Origin of the sequence: Paucimonas lemoignei, from assembly GCF_004342585.1 — a bacterium.
GTDB classification, from domain to species: domain Bacteria; phylum Pseudomonadota; class Gammaproteobacteria; order Burkholderiales; family Burkholderiaceae_D; genus Paucimonas; species Paucimonas lemoignei.
Window position 1 is genome coordinate 55,497 of the sequence record NZ_SLZQ01000011.1, and the last position, 23,156, is coordinate 78,652.

General features: G+C 57.2%; 22 protein-coding genes. 12 read left to right on the forward strand and 10 right to left on the reverse strand.

All coding sequences use genetic code 11. The annotated features are described in order from the left end of the window. Positions 1-281: 281 nt before the first annotated feature. The 7 genes from EDC30_RS15285 to EDC30_RS15315 all read left to right on the forward strand — a co-directional run bounded on the left by EDC30_RS15285 (position 282) and on the right by EDC30_RS15315 (position 8,943). Positions 282-2,876, forward strand: a complete 2,595-nt coding sequence (locus EDC30_RS15285) for a hypothetical protein (protein WP_132259721.1) — start codon at positions 282-284, stop codon at positions 2,874-2,876. A gap of 56 nt (positions 2,877-2,932) precedes the next feature. Beyond that, positions 2,933-4,972, forward strand: a complete 2,040-nt coding sequence (locus tag EDC30_RS15290) for a PDZ domain-containing protein (RefSeq protein WP_165973841.1) — start codon at positions 2,933-2,935, stop codon at positions 4,970-4,972. Positions 4,973-5,075: 103 nt separating this feature from the next. After that, the gene (locus EDC30_RS15295) at positions 5,076-5,909 is read left to right on the forward strand and encodes a hypothetical protein (RefSeq protein WP_132259723.1); all 834 of its coding nucleotides are present in this window, start codon (positions 5,076-5,078) and stop codon (positions 5,907-5,909) included. A 105-nt stretch (positions 5,910-6,014) separates the two neighbouring features. Next, the gene (locus EDC30_RS15300; RefSeq protein ID WP_132259724.1) at positions 6,015-6,776 is read left to right on the forward strand and encodes a hypothetical protein; all 762 of its coding nucleotides are present in this window, start codon (positions 6,015-6,017) and stop codon (positions 6,774-6,776) included. 90 nt (positions 6,777-6,866) lie between these two features. Continuing rightward, positions 6,867-7,115, forward strand: a complete 249-nt coding sequence (locus EDC30_RS15305; RefSeq protein ID WP_132259725.1) for an MBL fold metallo-hydrolase — start codon at positions 6,867-6,869, stop codon at positions 7,113-7,115. A 206-nt stretch (positions 7,116-7,321) separates the two neighbouring features. Beyond that, positions 7,322-7,729: a MarR family winged helix-turn-helix transcriptional regulator gene (locus EDC30_RS15310; RefSeq protein ID WP_132259726.1), complete on the forward strand. Its 408-nt coding sequence runs from the start codon at positions 7,322-7,324 to the stop codon at positions 7,727-7,729. A 17-nt stretch (positions 7,730-7,746) separates the two neighbouring features. After that, the gene (locus tag EDC30_RS15315; RefSeq protein ID WP_132259727.1) at positions 7,747-8,943 is read left to right on the forward strand and encodes an MFS transporter; all 1,197 of its coding nucleotides are present in this window, start codon (positions 7,747-7,749) and stop codon (positions 8,941-8,943) included. 60 nt (positions 8,944-9,003) lie between these two features. Here the strand turns inward: EDC30_RS15315 and EDC30_RS15320 are convergent, their stop codons facing one another. After that, positions 9,004-9,771: a glutathione S-transferase family protein gene (locus tag EDC30_RS15320; RefSeq protein ID WP_132259728.1), complete on the reverse strand. Its 768-nt coding sequence runs from the start codon at positions 9,769-9,771 to the stop codon at positions 9,004-9,006. 101 nt (positions 9,772-9,872) lie between these two features. Here EDC30_RS15320 and EDC30_RS15325 point away from each other — a divergent pair, with 101 nt between their 5' ends. Further along, complete coding sequence (locus tag EDC30_RS15325; protein ID WP_165973842.1) at positions 9,873-10,403, forward strand: TetR/AcrR family transcriptional regulator; 531 nt, start codon at positions 9,873-9,875, stop codon at positions 10,401-10,403. A gap of 4 nt (positions 10,404-10,407) precedes the next feature. Here EDC30_RS15325 and EDC30_RS15330 read toward each other — a convergent pair whose 3' ends face one another. The 3 genes from EDC30_RS15330 to dbpA all read right to left on the reverse strand — a co-directional run bounded on the left by EDC30_RS15330 (position 10,408) and on the right by dbpA (position 13,121). Beyond that, complete coding sequence (locus EDC30_RS15330; protein ID WP_132259730.1) at positions 10,408-11,304, reverse strand: YihY/virulence factor BrkB family protein; 897 nt, start codon at positions 11,302-11,304, stop codon at positions 10,408-10,410. A 180-nt stretch (positions 11,305-11,484) separates the two neighbouring features. Further along, the gene (locus EDC30_RS15335; protein ID WP_132259731.1) at positions 11,485-11,685 is read right to left on the reverse strand and encodes a hypothetical protein; all 201 of its coding nucleotides are present in this window, start codon (positions 11,683-11,685) and stop codon (positions 11,485-11,487) included. Between the two features lie 50 nt (positions 11,686-11,735). Next, a complete protein-coding gene (gene dbpA, locus EDC30_RS15340) occupies positions 11,736-13,121 on the reverse strand; it encodes an ATP-dependent RNA helicase DbpA (RefSeq protein WP_132259732.1) in 1,386 nt (461 codons plus the stop codon). Positions 13,122-13,519: 398 nt separating this feature from the next. Between dbpA and EDC30_RS15345 the strand changes: the two genes are divergently transcribed. After that, positions 13,520-13,729 carry a cold-shock protein gene (locus tag EDC30_RS15345; RefSeq protein ID WP_132259733.1) on the forward strand — a complete coding sequence of 70 codons (210 nt, stop codon included), beginning with the start codon at positions 13,520-13,522 and terminating at the stop codon, positions 13,727-13,729. 247 nt (positions 13,730-13,976) lie between these two features. Here the strand turns inward: EDC30_RS15345 and EDC30_RS15350 are convergent, their stop codons facing one another. From EDC30_RS15350 to EDC30_RS15360, 4 genes are all read right to left on the reverse strand, one after another. Further along, a complete protein-coding gene (locus EDC30_RS15350) occupies positions 13,977-14,369 on the reverse strand; it encodes a GYD domain-containing protein (protein WP_132259734.1) in 393 nt (130 codons plus the stop codon). Between the two features lie 148 nt (positions 14,370-14,517). Then, positions 14,518-15,735, reverse strand: a complete 1,218-nt coding sequence (locus tag EDC30_RS15355; protein WP_132259735.1) for a 6-phosphofructokinase — start codon at positions 15,733-15,735, stop codon at positions 14,518-14,520. A gap of 98 nt (positions 15,736-15,833) precedes the next feature. Further along, positions 15,834-15,971, reverse strand: coding sequence for a hypothetical protein (locus EDC30_RS19525; RefSeq protein ID WP_165973843.1), 138 nt, complete (start codon positions 15,969-15,971; stop codon positions 15,834-15,836). A 122-nt stretch (positions 15,972-16,093) separates the two neighbouring features. Then, positions 16,094-16,456 carry a nucleotide pyrophosphohydrolase gene (locus tag EDC30_RS15360; RefSeq protein ID WP_132259736.1) on the reverse strand — a complete coding sequence of 121 codons (363 nt, stop codon included), beginning with the start codon at positions 16,454-16,456 and terminating at the stop codon, positions 16,094-16,096. A gap of 198 nt (positions 16,457-16,654) precedes the next feature. On the opposite strand from EDC30_RS15360, the gene EDC30_RS15365 reads away from it, so the two are divergent. Then, positions 16,655-19,051 carry a DEAD/DEAH box helicase gene (locus EDC30_RS15365; protein WP_132259737.1) on the forward strand — a complete coding sequence of 799 codons (2,397 nt, stop codon included), beginning with the start codon at positions 16,655-16,657 and terminating at the stop codon, positions 19,049-19,051. Positions 19,052-19,266: 215 nt separating this feature from the next. Continuing rightward, positions 19,267-19,809 (forward strand): PEP-CTERM sorting domain-containing protein, encoded by a 543-nt coding sequence (locus EDC30_RS15370; protein ID WP_132259738.1) that lies wholly within the window; start codon positions 19,267-19,269, stop codon positions 19,807-19,809. 181 nt (positions 19,810-19,990) lie between these two features. Here EDC30_RS15370 and EDC30_RS15375 read toward each other — a convergent pair whose 3' ends face one another. Beyond that, a complete protein-coding gene (locus EDC30_RS15375) occupies positions 19,991-21,175 on the reverse strand; it encodes an MFS transporter (protein WP_165973844.1) in 1,185 nt (394 codons plus the stop codon). Between the two features lie 91 nt (positions 21,176-21,266). Between EDC30_RS15375 and EDC30_RS15380 the strand changes: the two genes are divergently transcribed. Continuing rightward, a complete protein-coding gene (locus EDC30_RS15380) occupies positions 21,267-22,175 on the forward strand; it encodes a LysR family transcriptional regulator (RefSeq protein WP_132259740.1) in 909 nt (302 codons plus the stop codon). Positions 22,176-22,196: 21 nt separating this feature from the next. Here EDC30_RS15380 and EDC30_RS15385 read toward each other — a convergent pair whose 3' ends face one another. Then, the gene (locus tag EDC30_RS15385; protein WP_165973845.1) at positions 22,197-23,153 is read right to left on the reverse strand and encodes an EamA family transporter; all 957 of its coding nucleotides are present in this window, start codon (positions 23,151-23,153) and stop codon (positions 22,197-22,199) included. Positions 23,154-23,156 lie beyond the last annotated feature (3 nt).

Here is a 23,156-nt window from a genome sequence, read left to right on the forward strand (position 1 = left end):
TACAGCAATGACAATTTTCCAAGGATCGCTTAATGCTAACTTTATACTGTCGTTCGAAACAGGAATAAGCGACAAGCGAGCCTGAAGTCCATCTGCAGCGGATTCGAATTAGCCTGCCGATGGCGTGCCATCGTGCTGGCACAAATGTCTGGCTAGCACCGAGGAATGGCCAAATGCAAAGTAAATGAAACAGGCCTCAATCCTCAACTAGGCAACCGGCAAATCAGCGGCCGTGATCATCACTGCGTGTGGTCAGCCAATCGCAATAATAAAAACTCAACATGGAAATCATGATGACGTCATTTCGAAAGAACCCGCTCATTTTTCTCGCTTGCGCATTGTTCGCGGTGGCAGGCCCAGGCGTGGCGCAAAACGCACTAACTTATCAAACAAGCCCCGAGGTACGTCAGCAGCTGGAACAGCTGCGCACCACGGACAAGGATGAGGTGCAGCGGCGCTGGGGTGACTTGGCCAGCTTGGCAGACAAGGCATGGATACATAAGCGCACCAGCGACAACTACGGCATGGATATGAAATGGCTTGTACCGGGCGCGGCCATGCATATCGCCTTCGCCTGGTGTAATAGGCCATCCAACTGCAAGATGGAATGGACCGTGCAATACAACGCGGAAAAAAAGCAGCTCGACTTTTATTCCGCAACCAATGAGTTGGTCAAGACCGGAACCGTGCAGCCTGACGGCTCGGTGGATACGGCTGCCACCGGCCTGCTCGGCAGCAGCGAAAAATGGAAATACGATGCCGCAGCCAATACGCTTAATCTGGAAGGCGGCTTTTTCTCGACGTATGTATATGCCGAAGTCAGCCGCCAGCAATTGCTGGAGACGGTCACGTCGCTAAAGGATGGGCAAACGCTGGCGGGCAATGGCAAATCGGCGGAAACGCCAGCCGCTGCAGTGACGTCCAAACCAAACGACTCGAAGCCGATCGCGGTGGCTAAGGCGTCGGCCCAGGAAGAGGCCGTCGCCAAAGTTCAACGGGATGTGCCGCAAGCCTGGGGAAAAATCACCTGTTCCGAGGCCGGTTATGGCGGACGCCCGGCTTCGAGATGTGCGACAGGGATTAGCTCAGAAAAGGATGCGAATGGCGGGTCGATTGCTACCCTCCTTGTATCTGCATGGGTCAATCCTGAAATAAATTCACGTGCAGGAATCTATGTCGTGGACAAGCCTCGATATGGGGCCAACAAATTGCCCGCTGACCCTATCGTGCTCAAAGTGGATGGGCGAGTCGTCCGCCAGTTCAAAGCCGAGGAATTTATAGATTATAGCGGCAGCCCTGATGCGGTCTACTTCAACGGAGATCTTCCGTTTGATGAGACATTGATTCAAGAGCTTGCCTCGGGATCGGAATTAACGATTGAATTTACTGGCGCGGATAATCGAATCAAGAGTGTTCGCTTTCCCGTGGCTGCAGCCTCGCGTTCCATTCTCAGCCAGCTTCCAGCGCATACGCGTACGACGTATCGTGCTTACTATAACAATGGCAAGGCAAAGCCAGTTGCTCGGCGTGACAGCAAGCCATCGCCAACGACGCGGAATGCAGACGCATGGGGCGTACTCGGTGAAGCCGCTGACCGGTCGCCGGCCTGGATTTCGAAATTGGGAAAAGGATTGCAATACTTACTCGAACTTAAATGGGTCGAGCCGGGCAAAGCGATGCACATGCATTTTGTCCAATGCGATTTGGTCAGATGCGATGAGCAAAATTGGACAATTCGCGTCAACCCGAACGCGATCGTTTACGATAAGCCGGTTACCGCCTTGGTGTTCTATAACGAGGCGAATAAGCCCGTGATTCATACTCAAGGATCGGATAAAGATGGAAATACCTATGCTCATGACTTCGATCCAGTGCTGTATCTGGACATGAAGCGTTCGCTTGGAATGAGTAGTTTGCCCTACCTTTGGAAGAAAGCGTCGAATCCCTGCTGCATTGTTTTTAATTCCAAGGATTTTTCCCCTGCCAGTCCTCAGCAGGTTCAACAGCTCTTTGCCGATCGGGAGGAAGAAAAGCGTCGCCGTGTTGCGCAAGCCGAAGCCGATGAGCGGGCCAGGCAGAGCAGAGCGGCCCAGGCACAGGCCGATCGTTATCCGCCGCAGCGTGCCGACCGCGGGCCACAGGTCTATGGTCGTGGCGCGCCTGAACCGCAACGATCATTCGCCCAAACCTTTGCCGATACCTTCCAACAAGAGATGCGTAACAAGCAAGCCCAGGATAACAGGCAGCAGGCCTTCCTCAATAACCTGGGAAACCAGATGCGCGAAATTGATAGGCAAAGGGAGAGCAGGCAGGAAAGGGAGCGGGAGCGCTTGCGGGAGACGGAGCGCAGCTATACGCCAAGCACTTCGCCTCAGCTCAGCAGGGACAATGTGCCATCTCGTGGAACACCGGCAACGCCTTATGCTTCTGCGAGAAGTGCCGAACCGCAAAGGCGAGTGGCGGAGCCCGAACGTCAGCTGCAGCCTAGTATTCAGCAACCCGTACGCCAGGCTGCCGCGCCCACCACGTCATCGAATACCAGCGCGGCTGATTACTGGGCCGCGCGCCGGGCCGGTATCGACCATCCTGACAACAGGAACTCGGACGCAACCAAGCAAGGGGCGGCATCACTGGGGCGTGCGGGCGCCTGGTGTATCAAGGCTAAAGGCGGCAAATTCATGTGTACTGGACCTTTTCAAAAGCTTTGGGCGCCCGAAGCCACGCTCGAATTGGCGTTGAGTCGTGTGGGATGCGCAGGGGGCTCCGGCTATAGTCCTTCGGAATTGAAAGGTGAGTATTTCGACTGCGGCCGCGACCTTAAGCCATCTGAACAGAAAATGCCAACTTACGATCCTTTTGCTAACTACAACAAGTAAGAAACTAGAATGCGAAAGCTTCCATGCGAGGCGGCCACTTCGACATTAAAAACATAATGAAATCATTCCGACTTCTTTTCCAGACCTGCGGCGTTGCCGCCGTTTTGAGTCTCGCGCTTGCACCTCTCTCGGCATGCGCCGCGCCGCAAGATTCTCCAGGTCAGAGCGTGACATTGAAAAGCGGGACCAGTCAATCGGTAAGGCGTGTCTTTCTTGGCCTTGAACTACAGCCCGTAACAACAGATATTGCGAGGGTTCTAGCACTACCGGATGAAAATGGAGCTTGGGTATTTAGCGTAGTGCCAGCAGGTCCTGCAGAGCAAGCAGGGATCGAAGCTGGAGATGTTGTTCTCAAATTTCAGGACGAGAGCATCACTACCGCTCAGCAGCTGTTGAAAGCAATAGCCACGCAAGAGCCAGGCGTTGAAGTCGCTCTTCAAGTTTGGCGAAACGGGAAAACATTGAATTTGCGCGCGCGTCTGTCCACACCTCCAACAGAATTTCAAATGGCTTCTCCTGGTTCTTGCACCGGGAAGCCCCAAGCACTGTCATTCACGCAGGCGATTTTTTATGGTCCCTATCTTGGCGAGTGCAATCAAGCAGGCCTGGCTCATGGACGTGGCCGAGCAACTGGAGTGATCCCCTTTTTTAAGACTGGGTATTGGTTGAATGAGGTAGAGAAAAATATCGAGAAAGTCAGAGCCTTTGCTTACTATGGGGAATTCCGAGAAGGTGTCCCTCAAGGGAGCGGCACTCTCATCGCACCCGCAGGAACAAAGATTGGAGACTTTGAACTGAAGAGCACCTATAAATATAGTGGGGAATTTGCCTACGGCCGGCCAACGGGTAAAGGCATTGTTCATTATAAAGGTGCCAAACTAAGCCTTAGCCCCGATCTCTTAAGGAAGCAGTGGGGCATTTTGCCGGAAGTTATGCAGAATAAGTGGCTAACGCAGAATATACACAAGTCGCCAGTGTCGTACGATTTCGCCTGGATCTTACCTGGACTAGTGATGCAACAGCACGTTAACGGCGCGACTAGCGAGGGCATGTACGACCGCGTCATTATTCACTACAACGAAACTAATGAATCCCTGTCTCTGATTGCCATGCGCTTAGGTAACACATGGGTTGGGAACGCCACTAGCGATGGTTCTGTTTTATTTGAAAAGGATGGACTGCTCAAGGGGAATGTACGCATCACGAAAACAGAAAATGGATTCAAGATTGAAAATGATGGATTAATGAGTTTGACTGCGATATCGCGACTCAATAATCCTTCCTATTTTTATCCGTATTCCGAGGAAGCGGCCGAACAGATGCTGGCCCAAGTCAGCGCTGAGGTCCGGGCTGAGAAGGCGGAAAGCGCTGCTTTCTGGAACAACATGGCAGCGGGGATGGGAGCAATGGCACGGGGCGCTGCTCAGGTTTCGCAAGAATATGCGGCGCAACGAGCCAGAAGCGATGCTTTGAATCAGTCGATCCAGCAATCGAGAGACATTGCGGCGGCGAAAGAAAGAGATCGTATCGCCAACGATCAGGCTCGACTCAATTCGAAACAGTCACAGCAGACAGCACAATATCAGGCGTCTTCTCGATCTCAGAATGCAGCAAGTAACCGTCAAGCTGCGCCTCAAGGGCAAGACGTCACTAAAGCCGTTGAGCAGCCAAAAAGAGTGATCGAGCAACAGGCCCAAATACAAGCGAGTGTCCAGCAACCGGCGCGTCAAGCTGTCGCGTCACCTACATCGACAACGTCGTCAAATACCAGCGCGGCTGATTACTGGGCCGCGCGCAGGGCCGGTATTGACAAGCCGGAGTCGGATAAATCGACGGCAGCATCCAGGGGACCGGCGCGTGCCTGGTGCCGGCAAGATAAGGAGGGCGCATATTGGTGCAGTGGGCCATTCCAGAATAACGTATGGGGTGAGACGCTGGAGCTGGCTCTTAATAGATCGGGATGCGCCGGCGGAACCGGCTATTCACCGAAGGTAGGGCAAGGCGGTTCCTCCTTCAATTGCGGACGCGAACTCAAGCCAGGCGAGATCATGGTGCCGACGTACGATCCGTTCTACAGAATGAATAAAGATCGGTGACGTCGCTGCGTCGAGCTGTTAAAAAATGCCGAGCTACGTGTGTATTGCTTTCTACAACAAGTAAGCAATACGAAGGCAATGGTTATTGAAGCTACCGGTACCCATGAATAAAAAAATATTGACATCACCAGGTTACCTGGCCACAGCCGGCATCTTGTGCATGGCCGCCATCGCGCAATCACCGGCTGCCCGAGCCGGCGACTACCTGTTCGTCGGCGTGCATCGTCCGCCACTGGCCAACAATAAAGCCTGCCCGCGGTTTGCGCTGGTGACCGAGGAATTTCAGACAGAGGATGAAGCCAAGGCCTTCAAGAAGTCATTCCTCGCCAATAAAGAATTCATGGACAAGAGTACGGAGATCTTCAAGCCCGGCAGAACGGGTCTGGTCTACCAGTACCAGGGACATTCGCCGGGCCTGCATGGCAAGTGTGTCTTTACAAAATACTCGACCGCGATTGGCCGCGATGAACCAAGCGCCCGGGATAATCTGGCCGCCCATGTGCGAACATTCCGAGAATACTTTATTTCCGAGCCCGAGGTCATCAAGGTGTGGGACAGAAGCGGGTTGGATCGCATCACGCGTCACTACGATGGCGTCGAGGTGACTTATCTTGTCCGTAAGACGCCAAGCGCTTCCACGGTGGTTGCACAGATCCGCAACACCAATCCCGACAAGCTGGCCCGGCTCTTCTTCCGGGTTAATGGCAAGTTGCTGAAGAAGCCGGTAGATGTGGACCCGCAAGGCAAAGCCAACTTCAATCTTGGGCGCGATGTCGAGCACTTCGGCGCCGCGGTCCAATGGCTCGATCCGCAGGAGCGCAACCAGTCCATCAGCGATGAGATGATGAATTCGCTAAAAAATAGCGTGCGTGAACAGATCATGATCAAGGATGGCAAGCCGCAGGGTAAAGGCAGTGCTATCGGGGTTAGAGGGTAGACCAGCCAGTAACTGAGGCCGCGGCGATCAAGTGCTCCGGTATTTTCAGGCAACCACACTTATGGTTTACTGCAGCATTCATAAATATAAACCGGAGACAAAGCCATGCGTATTGCAATCCACCTGTCGTTCGGCGTGCTCGGCGCCGCCCTGCTGATGAACGCTGCCACAGCCGCCACCGTCATCCGGATGGAAGCCGGCCCAAACGGCGCCCGCTCGCTCATGACGGTTGAAAAAGGCAAAGCCCGCATGCAGTCCGAGCCGCAAAACTATATCCTCATCGACCCCAGCGCTGACCAGTATCTCTACATCCTCCCGGAAGCGCGCCAGACCGTCACGATGAATAGCAAGCCGCCCATCGAAGCAGCGCAACCGGTCAAGGCCGCCAAGCCAGCTACCGTCAAGCTGGTGAACAAAGGCACGGGGCCGAAAATTGCCGGCTTTGCCACGCAGCGCTACCAGCTCTTCGCCAATGGCAAGCTCTGCTTGAACACGTATCTGTCGCGCGAGGCATTGCAGCGCGGCGAACTGAAGGATTTCCTCGCCGGCTTTCACCAGCTGCATGCCAAACAAAAGCAGCAATACCGCGCCATCGGCACGCAATATGCGCCCTGCGACGATGCGCAAGAGACCCTGATGGGGCGTTACGCCGAACTGGGCCTGGCAATGCGCACAGTGGATGCGGATGGTTCGCTGCGACAGGAAGTGGTGAGCATGGAAACCGGCATCAAGGTCAATGACGATACCTTCCAGGTGCCGGAAGGCTTCAAGCAATTGACGCATGAGGAATTCCTGCGCCAGCTCGAAGGCGGCACGGGCGGGAAGCAGGAGCCGACTCCCGCAGCCGACAAGCCGGGCAAGAGCTAAGCCTATCGCTGCAGGACTGGCTATGCGAGCTTGACCACAGTGTAGCCAACCCTGCTGCCGGATCATGGAATTTTCTATGGTAGGTTGACAATGGAATTCCAGTTTCTCGGTACCTCATCCGGCACGCCCACCAAGACCCGCAATGTCGCGGGCCTGGCACTGCGGGTGCCGAATGCGCGCCAGTGGCATCTCGTCGACTGCGGTGAGGGCACGCAGCACCGTATCCTCAATACCAATCTATCTCTTGCGACCCTGCGTGCGATTTTCATCACGCATATCCATGGCGACCATTGCTATGGCTTGCCTGGCCAGCGATTTCGACCGCTATACCCTCGATAAGGCCGGCGTTCTCGGCAAGGCCGATGCGGATCACTGACGGCGGCCATGCAGGCCCTGTCCGCACAGGCTAACCTGTCATGGATTTTTCACAAGCTGTACCCGGCGTAGGGATGGACGCGTTATCACCATGTGATCATTTGACAGCAAGCGCACCGAGGCATATAGTTACCCTGGTTTACTAAAGCCCGAGGTAGGTCTAGCGATCCATGCAAGGTTTTTTTCGCCAATACCTATTGGTGTACCGCCCGCTCATCCAAACCCTCAATGATCTACTCCATCCCTTCAACCTGAGCTATTCGCTCTGGCAAGTGATGGTATACCTGCATGAGCATGAGCAAGCGTCTCTGGTAGAAATTTCAACGCACTACGGCATAGAAAAGCCTGCCATTACCCGGCGCGTGCAGCGCCTGGAAGAATTGGGCTACATTACGATTGCCCAAGGCACTGACCGCCGCGAAAAAGCGATTGCCTTGAGCAGTCAAGGCCATGGCGTTTACGCGCAGTGCCGCCAGCGGATCTCGGCGCTGGAGCGGCGTGTCACCGCAGACATCGCTGCCGCCCGCCTTGAGCAGACCGCCGCAGTGCTGCAGCAGATTCGCGAAAACCTCATCTAGATTTCTGCACTTTTCCTATGCAATCCACACGACTCTGGACCCGGGACTTTGTCATTGTCTCGGGCGTCAATTTTCTTTTGGGCCTGGTGTTTTACATGCTGATCGTGGTGATCGGCTCGTACGCCATCAAGCAGTATGGCGCGTCGTTCAGCCAGGCGGGCCTGGTTGCCGGCATTTTCGTCATTGGCATTTTCCTCGGGCGGCTCGTGATCGGGCAGCTTGTCGATGTGCTTGGCCAGAAAAAGACCATGATCATCGGCATGATCGCCTTTACCTTGACCTCATGCCTGTACTTCCTCAGCAATTCCGTCATGACGCTGCTGGCCGTGCGTTTCGTGCACGGGTTTTCGCTCGGCGTGGCCAGCACGGCCGCCGCCACCGCCGTGGCGCACATCATTCCGCATCACCGCAAGGCTGAAGGCATCGGCTACTACAGTCTCAGCACCACCTTGTCATCGGCCAGCGGGCCCTTCATCGGTCTGTGGCTGCTGCAGCATATGGATTTCAACTGGATATTCGCGGCTTGCCTGCTCGTCGCGATCGTCGGCCTGTTTGCTGCGACACAGCTGCGACTGGCCGCGAAAGGCGCATCGCGCGGCAGTCTCAAAGATTTTCAATTCTCGCTGGCGAACCTGATGGAGTCCAAGGCAATCCCCATCGCCCTGGTCACTTTCCTGTGCGGCCTGTGTTATGCCAGCGTGCTGACATTCATTAACGCCTACGCCATCGAATTGGATCTTGTCACCGCGGCGAGCTTCTTCTTTATCGTCTACTCCGCTGTCGTGCTGTGCTCGCGACCGCTGACGGGAAAGCTGCTCGACCGCAAGGGCTCCAAATACGTGGTCTATCCCTGTTGCGTGTTCCTAGCCGCCGGCATGGTCTTGCTGGCCACCGCCCAAAGCGGGACGGCATTGCTGCTGGCAGGGGCATTGGTCGGCCTAGGATTCGGCAACCTGCAATCGGCATTGAACGCGATTGCCATCAAGGTGGTCGCGCCCGAGCGCATGGGACTGGCAACCTCGACTTTCTATATCTTCCTGGACGCCAGCCTGGGATTCGGTCCCTATCTGCTTGGCTTGCTGATTGCACAGACAGGCTACCGTAACCTGTACTGGAGCATGGCCGTGCTGGCTGCCGCATGCATGCTGGCGTTCTATCTTTTGCACGGTCGGCACGTGGCGCGGCTGCGGGAGCAGTTGGCGCGATCCACGTAAGCGGATGTCGGGCGCCTGGCGAGCGGCGCCCTGCATGAGCAGCAAACAGTCACTTCCAGTTCAAGCAATCTTTTTATCGCGTTCCTGCTCCACCAATGCGATATCTTCCGAAGAGGAATCATCGCGCCAATACAGCCTCTTCATGCGTTCGCAAAATTCGACCAACTTGGGATGCCGATGAAGCAGATTCCTGATTTCGCTTTGTCCCGGGAAGCCAAGCGCATTGGCGAACAAGCCATAAGCGGAAGCATCCGCCACTCCCGGCCGCTCGCCATGGAAGAAAGGCTGCTCGCCCAATAGCATCGCGAGCGCTTTCACATCTTGCGCTGCCAGGGCAAGGATCTGCGCCGGTTCATGCCGTGCCACGCCCTGGCCATGCAGCAGGGTACGCATCTTGCGGCGCACGAGGCCGGCGATCAAGTTACGTATTCCGGCCGGCAGCGCGCCAAAGTAGCCGGCCCGCGTGATCGGCCAGGATTCCGGATGCATCCATCGTTCCCAGGCGCCGGCGAAGTAGAGGCTTTCTTCCAGCGTGCGCAGGATAAGGTGTGCGCGCGCCTGCTCTTCTGACGATACACCATAGGTCAGGTCGATGCCGTGCTCGTTGGCCAGTGTCGCGATGATGATATTGCTGTCGGCCAGCGTGCTGCCGTCGTTGCGCAGGATGTACGGCACCTTGCCGGTTTTCGATTGCGGCATGCTGTTAAGCGCCACGCAGGTATAGGGAATCTTTTCCATGCGCAGCCAGGTTTCCAGCTTCAGGCAAAACGGGCTAGGGCTCGGCAAACCCCAGATCGACGGCATTCCGACAACGCGTATCGCTTCCATGCTGCGCTCCTGTGAGAGGTAAATGGTATTCCATACCGTAAGGTATGGTCATCATTCCATCAAGTCTTGTCATTGTCAATACCTTGAGGTATGGTGATGTCATGGATGACAAACTGAATCGACAGCGCTGGCTCACCGCCGGCTTGCAAACGTTGGCAGAAGTAGGGCCGGAAGGTTTGAGGATCATGCCGATTGCCGAGCAATTGGGCGTGACCAAGGGGAGCTTTTATTGGCACTTCAAGAATCTCGAGGATTACCAGGCAGCCTTGCTGGAAGAGTGGGAACACAGCTACACGCAAGAAGCGATTCAATACCTGGAAAAAGAAGAGTCTGATCCCACTACCAAACTACGCACCTGGATCACCGGGGCGGCGTATGCAGACTTCAAGCTGGACCGGGCGATCCGTTCATGGTCGTTGAACAATACGAATGTACGAGAAGTGCGAGCCAGGGTCGATCAAGAGCGGATCGATTACCTTGCGAAGTTATTGCGCGCGGTCGGCTGGTCGAAGGAGGAAGCGCTCACGCTCGCGCAATGGACGTATTGCGCCTGGGTCGGTTATGCCATCCTGGACGGGACGACGACAGAAAAACAGCTCAAGCTGATTCTCTCGATTCTCACTCCCAGGTAAGCCATCAGCTTTTGTTTTCTCCATTCGGCAATTCGCTGGCGCTGCCGGTCATGAGCTCGTACTGCGCAATTACCTGCGCACCAAACAGCAACAACGTAGCGGCAAGTTCCAGGCTCAGCAATAGCACCACCGCCGTGGTTAGCGCGCCATACACGACGCTGGCTTGCGAGAGATGGGCGAAGTACCACAACAGCACGCGCCGCACGCCTTCCCACAGGAGCGCTGCCGTCACGCCGCCGATCAGGGCATGCTGAAACGACAGGCGGCCGACCGGCATGAACCAGTAAATCAGGGTAAACATCAGCACTTCACCGCCCAGGCCCAATAGATACAGCAGCAAGCCCGATACGCGTTCCAAACTCCAGTGCCGTGAGCCCAGCACCAGTTCATGCTCGCTCATGATTTCCACGCCATGGACAAGCATCGTCAGCAGCAAGAGGCCGATACCAAACAGCAGGACCGCGCTGTAAGGCAGCAGCGCTGAAATCAGGAAGTGGCGCCGGCGCTTGGCAAAGCGATGGTAAAAAATGATCGACATCGCCTGGTTCAATACCGAGAATGCCAGCGAACTGAAAAACAGCATGCTGCCCAGCAGAGCCCAGCCGATCACCGAGCGGTTATCCAGGAAATTCAGCAATTCCTCGATCACGGCCCGGGATTGGCTCGGCACCAGCCACTCCAGGTAACGCCCGGCCGTATCCAGCAGTTCCGCCTGGTCGACCACGTGGGAGAGTGCAATGACAATCAAGATCAAGAGCGGCACCAGCGACAGCATGGCGTAGTAAGCCACGGCGCCGGCCAGCAGTAAGCCATTATTGGCCAGGAAGCTTTTCGCTGCCTGCAGTAAAAATGCACCCGGGTGCTTGAGGATGTGGGCTAGATGTTTGTTCAGTAGCGGCATTCGCTTCCAGGCAAGAGTGAATGTTGCATAGCTATAAGCATTCGACACCGAGCCTTGTGAAACGTTTATCCGCTTTCATTTGCGCCGCAATAACGGAATTGCCGCGTGACGTGGTGGAGAACATCGCTTACCAAAATGGCGCGGCGATGTTCAGCGTGGAGAAGTTCTAAGCTTCTTTGGTCAGCCGTTCAACGCCGCCTTGGCCGCTTCCTCCGGCGTCAAGCCTTCATAGAACTGGTCGGTGAACCATTCGACCTCTTCCTCGATATGTTCTTGCGCCTGTTCCAGCGTGGCGCCACCCGCCACCAGGTGTTTTTCAACCTCGATGCACCAGGCAATCAGCGCTTCGGTTTCCGGGTCGAGTTGTTCTTTCTTGGCCATTGCTTTGTCCTTTCAAAGCCGGCGCATCACGCTGCTACGCCGGCAAAATTTTATACGCCGATAAAGCGCATCCTGAAATTGCGCCCCTTGATATTGCCTTTGGATAGCGCCGCAAACGCCCGCTCGGCAACGCGACGGTCGAGCGCGACATAGGTCATGAATTCAAAGACATTGATCTTGCCCACCTGTTCCTTGGTGAGGCCAACTTCGCCGGTCAAGGCTCCGAGCAAATCACCTGGACGCAGCTTATCCTTCTTGCCGCCCTGGATACACACGGTCACCATCGGCGCGCGCAAGTTGTTGGGCTGTGCCTCATCATAAGCCGGCAAATCAAACCATTGCACCGGCTTGGCCTGGTATTCCTCTATCAGCTTGACCCATTTCTTTTCATTCGGCGCGCATAGCGACAGCGCCAGGCCTTTTTCGCCGCCGCGCCCGGTGCGGCCGATGCGGTGGACATGCACTTCGGCGTCTTTGGAGACGTCGACATTGATCACTGCGCCCAGCGTTTGAATATCCAGGCCGCGCGCGGCGACGTCGGTTGCCACCAGTACCGAACAACTGCGGTTGGCAAACAGCACCAGGATTTCATCGCGCTCGCGTTGTTCCAGGTCGCCATGCAGCGCCAGCGCGGAAAATCCCTGTTCACGCAAATACTCGGCCAGCTCGCGGCAATGGATCTTGGTATTGCAAAAGACTAGCGTCGACACCGGCTGGTAATGGTGCAAGAGCCCCGCGACTGCCGTGTGGCGCTCTTCATAACCGATTTCATAGAATCGCTGTTCGATCTGGCCTTCCGCGTGCTGCGTCTCCGCCGCGACTTCAACCGGGTCGCGCAAGAACGGACTGCTTAGCTTGCGGATATCGTCCGGGTAGGTCGCGGAAAAAAGCAATGTCTGGCGCCGCGCCGGGCAGGCGCTGACGATGCCGGCAATCTCTTCCTGAAAGCCCATGTCGACCATGCGGTCGGCCTCATCCAGCACCAGCGTCTGGATCGTATTGAGATTGATGCTGCCGCGCCCGAGATGGTCGCGAATGCGCCCCGGCGTGCCGACCACGATATGCGCGCCGTGTTCGAGCGAGGCGATTTGCGGGCGCATCGGCGCGCCGCCGCACAGCGTCAGCACCTTGATATTGTCGGCAAAGCGCGCGAGCTTGCGCAACTCATTCGATACCTGGTCAGCCAGTTCGCGCGTCGGGCACAAGACCAGCGCCTGGATCGCGAACCAGGTCGGGTTCAAGCGATGCAGGATGCCGATGCCGAATGCCGCCGTCTTGCCGCTGCCGGTCTTGGCTTGCGCGATCAGGTCGCGTCCTTCGAGGGCGACGGGCAAGCTTTGCGCCTGGATCGGCGTCATCTCTTGATAGCCGAGCGAGTCGAGATTGGCCAGCATGGCAGGCGCCAGCGGCAGGCTGGAAAATGAAGTGGTAGTCATAGAATCCTAGAGTAGGAAGACAGTGTAACAGGTCAACCTATGGCGGTTGAGGCCTGTGGTGCACGCTGCGCTTCCTAGGCTATGGCGGTGGAAAAGCGTGATGTGAAGATGAGGATGCAGGCATCGCGATCATGACAAGATAACGCGCATCCTGTGACGGCGATGGGCTTTTACCAATGTTTATTGCTATCAACGCTAAATGAAAATATGTGTAGGTGATTCGCAGGATTACCTGTATATTGAGCTTTGCACGTGCAGTTCAAGTCGTTTTATTGTCGGTCTCTCTCCCGTCTAGTTCGTTTCAGAACTATTCCTGTTTGAATCCCTTCGGTTATTTCTCTTGGTCTCCCGCGTGTATCTCCGGGTTTCAACCCTTAATTTTTTTACAAGGTAATCACATGAGTATTCAAACTGGCACAGTAAAATGGTTTAACGACGCTAAAGGTTTCGGCTTTATCACTCCGGAAGGCGGCGGCGCCGACCTGTTCGCCCATTTCCAGGACATTCAATCGACCGGCTTCAAGAGCCTGACTGAAAACCAGCGCGTCTCGTTCGAGCGCGGCACCGGTCCGAAAGGCGAGAAAGCCACCAATATCCGCGTCATCTAATAGATGACAGCGGCACTGCGCCGGCATCGGGCCTGCCTTGGGTAGATTCGATGCATCAGCAATAAAAAACTAGTCACGTCATCGGACCGGGACACCACGCAGATAGCATGGGTACCCTCCAGAAGTGACTAACCTGATCCGGATGGATTCGCTAAGCCCGCTGATGCGGGCTTTTGCGTTTACGGGCGCACGCCATGCGCGAGTTGCGTACCGCAAACTGCAGCCGATTGATCTGCCCTCACAGCAGTTAAGAGTTGTCAGAGAGGTCCGAGGAGAGATGGCCGCCTTCGTAATCCCAGGCAGCCTCGGCCTGGTCAAGATCATAGCCGGGGGGCCGGTACATTCCAGGTTTCCTCACGGCTTCGTCCACTTCTTGAGGCGTGAGCAATACCGTCGTTTTACACAAGGCGGTGCCTGTCGAATTGACCCGCAAGGCAAGCGCGGTGGCGGTGACATTGTCCGGAAGGTCGCCAATGATAAAGACATCTCTTTCACCGAACGCAAAATAATAGGCTTCGACTTTGCCGCCCACGGACTCGAACAACTGGTCGACGGCTGCACGGCGCTTGGTCCCGCCTTCTTTCAACAGCCCGCTTATGCCATCACCGATGTAATTCACCTCGATCAGATATTTGGCCATTTGCATCTCCTTCCGACACCGTGCAGTGACTCATTCTTTATAGGTCACTTCTGCATTTAGCAAAGAAGGAATTGCAAAAGGCTTGAGCAATCCGTGTCTCTTATGCCATGGTGCAATCAAATCGCGCAGGCATCGGCGCGGATAAGCATCAACCCTGATCCCTCACCTTGGCAACCGGACTATGCCGCAAGCGAAACGCATCCGGCATGCCCGAGCCTAATAGCGGGCGCAGATACAAGCGGAAGGCATCGGTAATATCGGTGCCGCTGGCAGTGATGAATTCATCTTCCATGACGCGCGTCTTGCCGGCTACCGCCTCCAACGGCAGCAATTCGTACTCGACCGAGTAATAGCCGGTGCGCTTGATCGCGACTGAGCCGTCGCGGTCGCCCCACATGGCGAATTGCACTGCCTTTTCCCCGACCTCGCGGGCTTCGCGCTGGTCGACGTCCGAGACACAGCCGATGAAGGAGCGCTGCAGGTAGCCGAAGGTATCGCCGCGCACCCGCTTGATGCCGAGCTTGGACTTGATTTCCTCGCATAGCAAATCCGCCATCGCGCCGGTGCCGGAGAGTTGCACATTACCGTGCGCATCGTGCTCCATTTCCTTGGCCAGGAGGCTGGCGATCGGCGCGCCGGATACATCATGGATGCCTTCGGAGACGGCAATCACGCAGCGGCCGAAGCGCTCGTACGTCGCTTTCACATCAGCCAGGAATTTTTCCAGGACAAAGGTGCGCTCCGGCAGATAGATCAGGTGCGGGCCATCGTCCGGAAATTTCTTGCCCAGCGCCGAGGCGGCAGTCAGAAAGCCGGCATGCCGCCCCATCACCACGCCCACATACACGCCCGGCAGCGAAGCATTGTCGAGATTGGCGCCGGTAAAGGCTTGCGCCACGAAGCGCGCCGCCGAGGGGAAGCCGGGCGTGTGGTCATTGCCGACCAGGTCGTTGTCGATGGTCTTGGGGATGTGGATGCTGCGCAGCGGATAGCCGGCCTTGCGCGCTTCCTCGCTGACAATGCGCACCGTGTCGGAGGAATCGTTGCCGCCTATATAAAAGAAGTGCTCGATCTCATGCGCGCGCAGCACCTGGAAAATTTCCTGGCAATACTTCAGGTCCGGCTTGTCGCGCGTGGAGCCCAGCGCGGAAGAAGGCGTGTTGGCGACCAGTTCCAGGTTGTGGCTGGTTTCCTGGGTGAGATCGACGAAGTCTTCATTGATGATGCCGCGCACGCCATGCCGCGCCCCGTACACCCGCTCGACTTGCTTAAAGCGTCGCGCTTCGAGCGTCACGCCGACCAGGGATTGATTGATGACCGCAGTGGGGCCGCCGCCTTGGGCGACCAGGATTTTTCCGGAAGGCATACCAATCCTCCTTGTTGTTGTCGATCTGGGACGATGCGTGATCCGATTCTATACCCAGCAATGGCGGCAATGACAACAAGATGGAGAAAAAGTGGAGGCTAGTGCGGCGAGATGTCTTTCTGCTGCGGCGCGGGAGCGGCGTCATTCCAGGCTGCCTGCACGGCTTTATCGACTTCACTCAACATGAAGTCATACCAGGAATCCGCCCTTTGCTTGATTTCTTCCAGGGTATCCATGGCAGCCTCCTTCTTTGTCGGTGGTGGTGACTTGACTATAGCACCAGACTTCGTTCCTAACGCGAGCCATGCATGGCGCTTATATAAATTTCCTTGTGCCCGTACCTGGTACCCGGCACCGGTTAATCTTCAGCCAGCTTCGTATATTTTTTCGCCGATCCATACGCCAGGCCGACCGGGTACTTCTGTTCATTCTTCTTCAGCTTGGCGGCTGCCGCTTCCAGCAAATCGAAGCCGGCTTCATCCGCCACCAGCAACAGATACATCAGCACATCCGCGCATTCCTCCTGCAGTGCCTGCCGATAGGCCGGGTCATTCTTGGCTGCCTGCATCTCGTCATCGGTTTTCCACTGCGTCAGCTCCAACAGCTCCGCCGCTTCGATGCTGACCGAGGCGATCAGGTTTTTCAGGGTATGGAATTGCTTCCAGTTGCGCTCGTCGCGAAATTGGAAGAGGGCGGTCTGTAAAGCGGCAAGGTCATTCATAAACGGCGGGCAGGTGGCGAACAATGGGCGGCAATATTTGCATCACATCATATACGGATTGGCTAGCCATGGCACCTCGCGCCACATTGTGTAAGCTTAGCTTCAAGGCGCCCGCCGCGTTACAATGGCGGCCTGCGCGGTCTATCTGTAGCCCTCTCAATTGTCCCTCATTAATTTTCCTTTCGAATGCCTGCAACCATGAGCAACACACCTTCCACAGCGCCTGCCGCTTCATTCGCCGAACTGAAACTGGGCGAGCCCTTGTTGCGCGTGCTGCAGGAACTCGGTTACGAAGCGCCATCGCCGATCCAGGCCGCCACCATTCCGGTGCTGCTGACCAACCGCGACGTGCTGGGGCAGGCGCAAACCGGCACCGGCAAGACCGCCGCTTTCGCCTTGCCGATCCTGGCGCGCCTCGATAGCCGCCAAAGCGCGCCGCAAGCGCTGGTGCTGGCGCCGACGCGCGAGCTGGCGATCCAGGTGGCCGAAGCCTTCCAGCGCTACGCCACGCATATCCCCGGCTTTCAGGTGTTGCCGATCTACGGCGGCCAGAGTTACGGTCCGCAGCTTTCCGCCTTGCGCCGCGGCGTGCATGTCGTGGTCGGCACGCCGGGCCGGGTCATCGATCACCTGGAAAAGGGCACGCTGGACCTCTCGCAATTGAAGACCTTGGTGCTGGACGAAGCCGATGAAATGCTGCGCATGGGTTTCATCGACGATGTCGAGACCATCCTGCAAGAAACGCCGGCATCGCGCCAGACCGCGCTGTTTTCCGCGACCATGCCCTCGGCGATCAAGCGCATCGCGCAAACCTATCTGCGCAATCCCGCCGAAGTGACGATTGCCGCCAAGACCACGACTTCTGAAAACATCCGCCAGCGCTACTGGCTGGTCTCCGGCATGCACAAGCTCGACGCCCTGACGCGCATCCTCGAAGCCGAGCCTTTCGACGGCATGATCATCTTCGCGCGCACCAAGCTGATGACTGAAGAGCTGGCCAGCAAACTGCAGGCGCGCGGCTTTTCGGCGGCAGCCATCAATGGCGACATGGCGCAGCAGCAGCGCGAGCGCACCATCGAGCAGCTTAAAAACGGCAGGATCGATATCCTGGTCGCCACCGACGTGGCCGCGCGCGGGCTGGACGTCGAGCGCATCAGCCATGTCATCAACTACGACGTGCCCTACGATCCGGAAAGCTATACCCACCGCATCGGCCGCACCGGTCGCGCCGGCCGCAGCGGCGAAGCGATCCTGTTCATCGCCCCGCGCGAACGCGGCATGTTGAAGGTGATCGAGCGCGCCACGCGCCAGCCGGTGTCACCGCTGGAGCTGCCGACCATCCAGGCGGTCAACGATGTGCGCATTGCCCGCTTCAAGGAGCAGATCACCGCCACCCTGGAAGCCGGCGGACTGGAAGTGTTCCAGTCGCTGATCGAGGATTACGAGCGCGAGCACAATGTTCCGGCGCTGGAAATCGCCGCCGCGCTGGCGAAAATTGCGCGCGGCGATGTGCCGCTGCTGCTGGATAAAAACCAGCGCGAGCCGCAGGCGGAAAAATCCTGGTCGGATGACCGGATGGCCGCGGGCGGCAGGTTCGAGCGCGGTGAACGAGGAGAACGTTTCGACCGTGCCGAGCGCCCGGCACGCGCGCCCAAGGAGCGCGTCCACCGCGAACCCGATCCCGGCATGGCGACCTTCCGCATCGAGGTCGGTTACCGGCAAGGCGCCAAGCCCGGCAATATCGTCGGCGCCATTGCCAATGAAGCGGGGATCGATTCCAAGCATATCGGCCGCATCGAAATCTATGACGATTACAGCACGCTCGATTTGCCTGACGATTTGCCGGCCGCGCTTTTGCAGCAATTGCAGACGGTATGGGTCGCCGGCAAACAATTGCGCATCAGCCGCGACGGCGAAGCGCCTCTGGCGGCGGATGAGCCCGCAGGTAATAAAGGCCGCGCAGCCGAGAAGGCGACGACCGACAAGCCGGTAAAAGAAAAGCTGGCAAAAGAAAGGCCGGCAAAGCTGGAGTCATCAAGCGACAGGTCAGCCAGCGACGGCGTCGCCCGCCCCTCTGAAAAGCCGGGCCATAAGGAACCCGGCGCTCTTGAGGCAAGCGAGCGCCCGGCTGCACCCAGGAAAGCGCATGCAGACAAAGGGAAGGGCAAAGGCGAAGTCGGCATGGAAGCCTACCGTATCGAGATCGGCCACAATCATGGCGTCAAACCCGCCAATATCGTCGGTGCGATTGCCAATGAAGCCGGGCTCGAGGCCAAGTACATTGGCCGCATCGAGATCTTCGATGACCACAGCGTGCTCGATCTGCCGGAAGGCATGCCGAAGGAAATCTTCGAACAGCTCAAGACCGTCATGGTTGCCGGACACCAGCTGCGCATCAGCCATGCCGGGGCGGCAATGGGCAACGTTGGTCCAGGCGGCGCCAAAAAGCCGACCTTCAGCGCCCCCAAGAGAGGCGGCGACCGCCGCGTGCAGGAAAAATCCTTGCGCGACAAAGTATCAGGCAAAGGGTTTGGCAAAGGCGGTGCAGCGCCCAGCAAGGCAAAACCAAAGCCGCATCGCAAAGGGAATATCTGAAACTGGACGGCGGGCGCAACAGCGCCACGTCCCTCGCTTATACGCCAAGTTCCCAAACGCTTCGGCTGCATGAAATGTCGAATTAACTTACATGCAGGGCGGAATTTGGAAAGGAAAAGTGCTTAAGTAATTGTTTTTACAGGAAGTTAAATTCTTGGTGCAAAAATTGCTTTTCATGCGATCTCTTAATAAAAAATTAACCCAAGGGAAATTTCATGAAACGCATACTTGCAACTTTGCTGATGGGATTCAGCTTTTTCGCTGCCTCCGCTCATGCTGCTGTTGAAACGTTTGATAGTGCTTCCTCTGCTGCGGCCAATGGCTTCCAATTGTCCAGTAACATTGAATTTCACGATGCCGGCAGGCCCTATCTCGAGTATTACGATCAAGGCCACACTATTACGGCTGCCAGCCCATTTGTTTTCAACAGCATCGACTTCAACTACGATCCCTGGAATAACTACAATGGCGGCTCGGGGAGCATCCTGAACATGCGCTTGCTTGACGCTAGCATGAACGTGCTGCTCGATGCATTCATCACCATTCCGACGGATCGCCAATGGATCACCTATTCCAATACCGTGGCGAATGTTCGCTATATCGATTTTGCCGCTACCAATGGTTTCTGGCCTAGCTTCGACAATCTGGTTTACAACGAAACACCTTCCAACGATGTTCCGGAACCGGCGACCATCGCAATGCTCGGACTTGGCCTGGCAGGCTTGGCGGCTTCCCGCCGTAAATCGCGCAAAAACTGAGTTGCCGCTTCCGGCTTCATCGGTCTGTCCGGTGCCGTTAGCGTCGGCAGAAACACCAGTAAAAAAGCCCGCTTGTTGCGGGCTTTTTCTTTGCCAGGCTCTCAACGCCTGCAAGGCATGTCACGTGCTTTGTAACGTGCCGGTAATTCGGGCGCGAGTCCGGTCAGGTGCGAGCCCGTCACTAATCGGCGAGCGGCACAGACGCCGCCGGCCGCCACAGGTTGAAGCGCTTGATAACGTGCCAGACTCCGGCTGCCGCGATCAATACGGCCAGGATTTCGAAGGTGAGCGGAAAGCCGCCATGGTCCGCAATGATACCGAACAAGAAGGGCAGGCAGCGCGTGCCGATTTCGAAGGCGAGCAGCACCCAGGTCGAACGTACGCCGCGATCCGCCTCATCCACCTGCTTGATCAAATACGCCATACAACTCGGATACAGCAGGCTGTATGCCGCGCCATAGGGTATGGCGCATAGCGCAAACTGCAAGGGGGAATGCGCAAAGCCCAATACCGCGATGGCGATGGCCGCGACGGTAAAGCAGGTTTTCACCACATGCTGCTCGCGCTCGCCATTGAGCCAATGACCGAAGAATATGCGCGTGGTCATGATGGTGAAAAACGTCGTCGTCAGAAAATATCCCGGCGAAAAACTCAGTTCGCGCGACGCACCCAGCCACATCGGCACGAATTGCAGCGGCAAGCCGAAGGTCAGGCCCAGGATCGCCATCAGGATAAACACTTCGAACATGGAGCCGGCATGGCGCGGCTTCTTCGCATCATCGGCAGCATCCGCAGGCAGCGCCTTGGCATGCGGCAGATACCGGCAAAACACCATCGCCACCAGCGCCAAGGCGAGCGGCAGCCAAAAGATGCCGCGCGTGCCGAACTGCGGCTCTGCGATTGCAGCGATGATGCTGAAAGTGCCGATACCCAGTTGCACCGACAAGCTGATATAGGAGATGGCCTGCGCATAATAGGCCTTGGGCGCCGCGTCTGTTGCACTGGTCAATAGCGGCCCGAAGGCAAAGGCATAGCCAAAGCCGGAAAGCAGCATCGCCGGAATCAACCAGGCAAGATTGGGCGCGCTGGCCAGCAACACCATTTGCACGGCGTAACACAGGAGCCCCATGCGCAACTGCTGGCGCAAGGTCCAGCGCGCCGCAATGCGGCGACCATTCAGCGCCACCAGCAGCACCGGCAGCAGCGACATCACCAGCAACATGCCGGCGACTGTCGCGCTGCCGTTTAATTGATGCACCAGGCGTGCTACATAAAACTGCGCGCCCATCACCCACCCGCAGAGCAGTCCCAATCCCAGGACGATGATCAGCTGACGGCGCATGTCAGGGGCGATTTCTTTCCACATGAGTGGCTCCTTTTTTATTGCAGCCAGCATGTCAGAGCCATTTATAATGTTCAACAATCTTGATAACTGCTATTTACAGCGTAAATAACTGATGGAACTGCATCAGCTCGATTTGAACCTGTTGCGCGTGTTCGACGTGGTATATGCGCAATCCAATTTGTCCAAGGCGGCAAAGGAATTGGGCATTTCGCAATCCGCCGTCAGCAATGCCCTCGGGCGCTTGCGCGACGCGCTCGGCCAGCCGCTATTCGTGCGCGCCGGCCAGGGCGTGGTGGCAACCACCTATGCCGACAGCATTGCGCCGCAAGTCAGGCAGGCGCTCGGCTTGCTGCAAAGCGCGCTGCAGGAAGCGTCCTTCAACTACAGGCTATCGAACCGGCGCTTCACGCTGATCTGCAGCGATTATTCGGCCGCCGTCGTGCTGCCTGCCGTGATGGTGCGCGTACAACAACTAGCGCCTGGCGTGACCCTGCATGTGGTCGCCAAACACGACAGCGGCGACTTTGCCGCGGCGCTGGCCAAAGGCGAAGCGGACCTGGCGATCGGCGGCTTGCCATTTTTGACCGGGCCGACCCGGCAGCAGCGCCTGTTCGACGAAAGCATGGTCTTGCTCGGCAGGCGCCAGCACCCGGCCGCCAGGAGCAGGCTCGGCCTGCAGGTGCTTAACCGCTACCCGCATGTGCTGGTGAACCCCTACGGCCACTGGCTGCCGTGGGAACAGTTAAAGGAAAAAGACGGCGTCGAGATCGAGCCGCACATTGCAGTGCGAGTGCCTACTTACCTGGCGGCGCTGTTGTTGCTGGAGCATTCGGATTATTTGACCTCGTGCCCAAAGCGTTTGGCCAATCTGCTGCTGGCGCGTTTTCCACTCATGGAAATCAAGCTGCCGATGCCGCTTGCCGACATCCCGGTCGGGCAGTACTGGCATGAGCGCGCGCATGAAGATCCGGGGCACCAGTGGCTACGGCAGCAGGTGCATGAGGTTTGTTTGGGGATGTAGGGCGCAGACGCCTGGCTTGGATCAGATCCCGGACCCTTGCAGCTTTCCCGCCCCGGCCGCCTTTTCCGCCAAGGCCAACCTGTCGCCCCGATTCGCCCTCGCCTGCGCAAACGTGATGGCAATCACCCCGCAAACGATCAATACCGAAGACAGCACCATCAGCGCAGTCATTTTTTCATCCAGCACCAGCCACCCCAAATAGAGCGCGACCACCGGATTGACGAACGCAAAGGTCGCAACCAGGGTAGGGGTCGCCGCCTTCACCAGCCAGTTATAGACTGGATACGTAATCACGCTGGCGACGATAACCAGATAAGTGACCGCCCAGCCCGAGCGGGGCGTGATTTGGCCAAACGAGAAGGTTTGCCAATCCCCGCACAGCGTGGCAACCAGGATCTGGCAAGCGCCGCCGGTCAGCATCTGCATCGCCGCGCCCTGCAGGGCGGACCCTTGCGGCGCCCTGCGCTTCATATACAGGGCCGCGACTGCCCACGACAGCGTGCCGAGCACGACCGCCACCAGTCCTTCAAGCTGCCAGTGCGTTCCCGCGCCGCTGCCGCGACCCACCAGCAAGGCCATGCCCGCGCTGCCCAGCAACAGCCCGGCCAGCACCCCGGCGCTTGGCCGCGTGCCGCCCGGCATGGCCCACTGCAGCAGCGTGGTCCAGATCGGCAACATTGCAAACAGCAAGGCAATGATCCCCGAGGGAAGCATTGGTCCGGCATAGACCATGGATCCTTGTCCAATGGCGATCATCAGCACGCCTGGCACGGCGGCCACCTTCCACTCGCCGAGCTTGGGCAACCGCGCGCCGGATAATGCGCTGATCAGCAGTAGCACGCTGCCCGCAATCAAAAATCGGATGCCGGAAATGAGAGAAGGCGGCATGCTTTCCAGCGCAATCCGGTTGGACAGGTAAGTGCTGCCCCACACCAGGTAAATCCAGCACAATGCCGCGCCGACCGGAATGCTTAACATGCC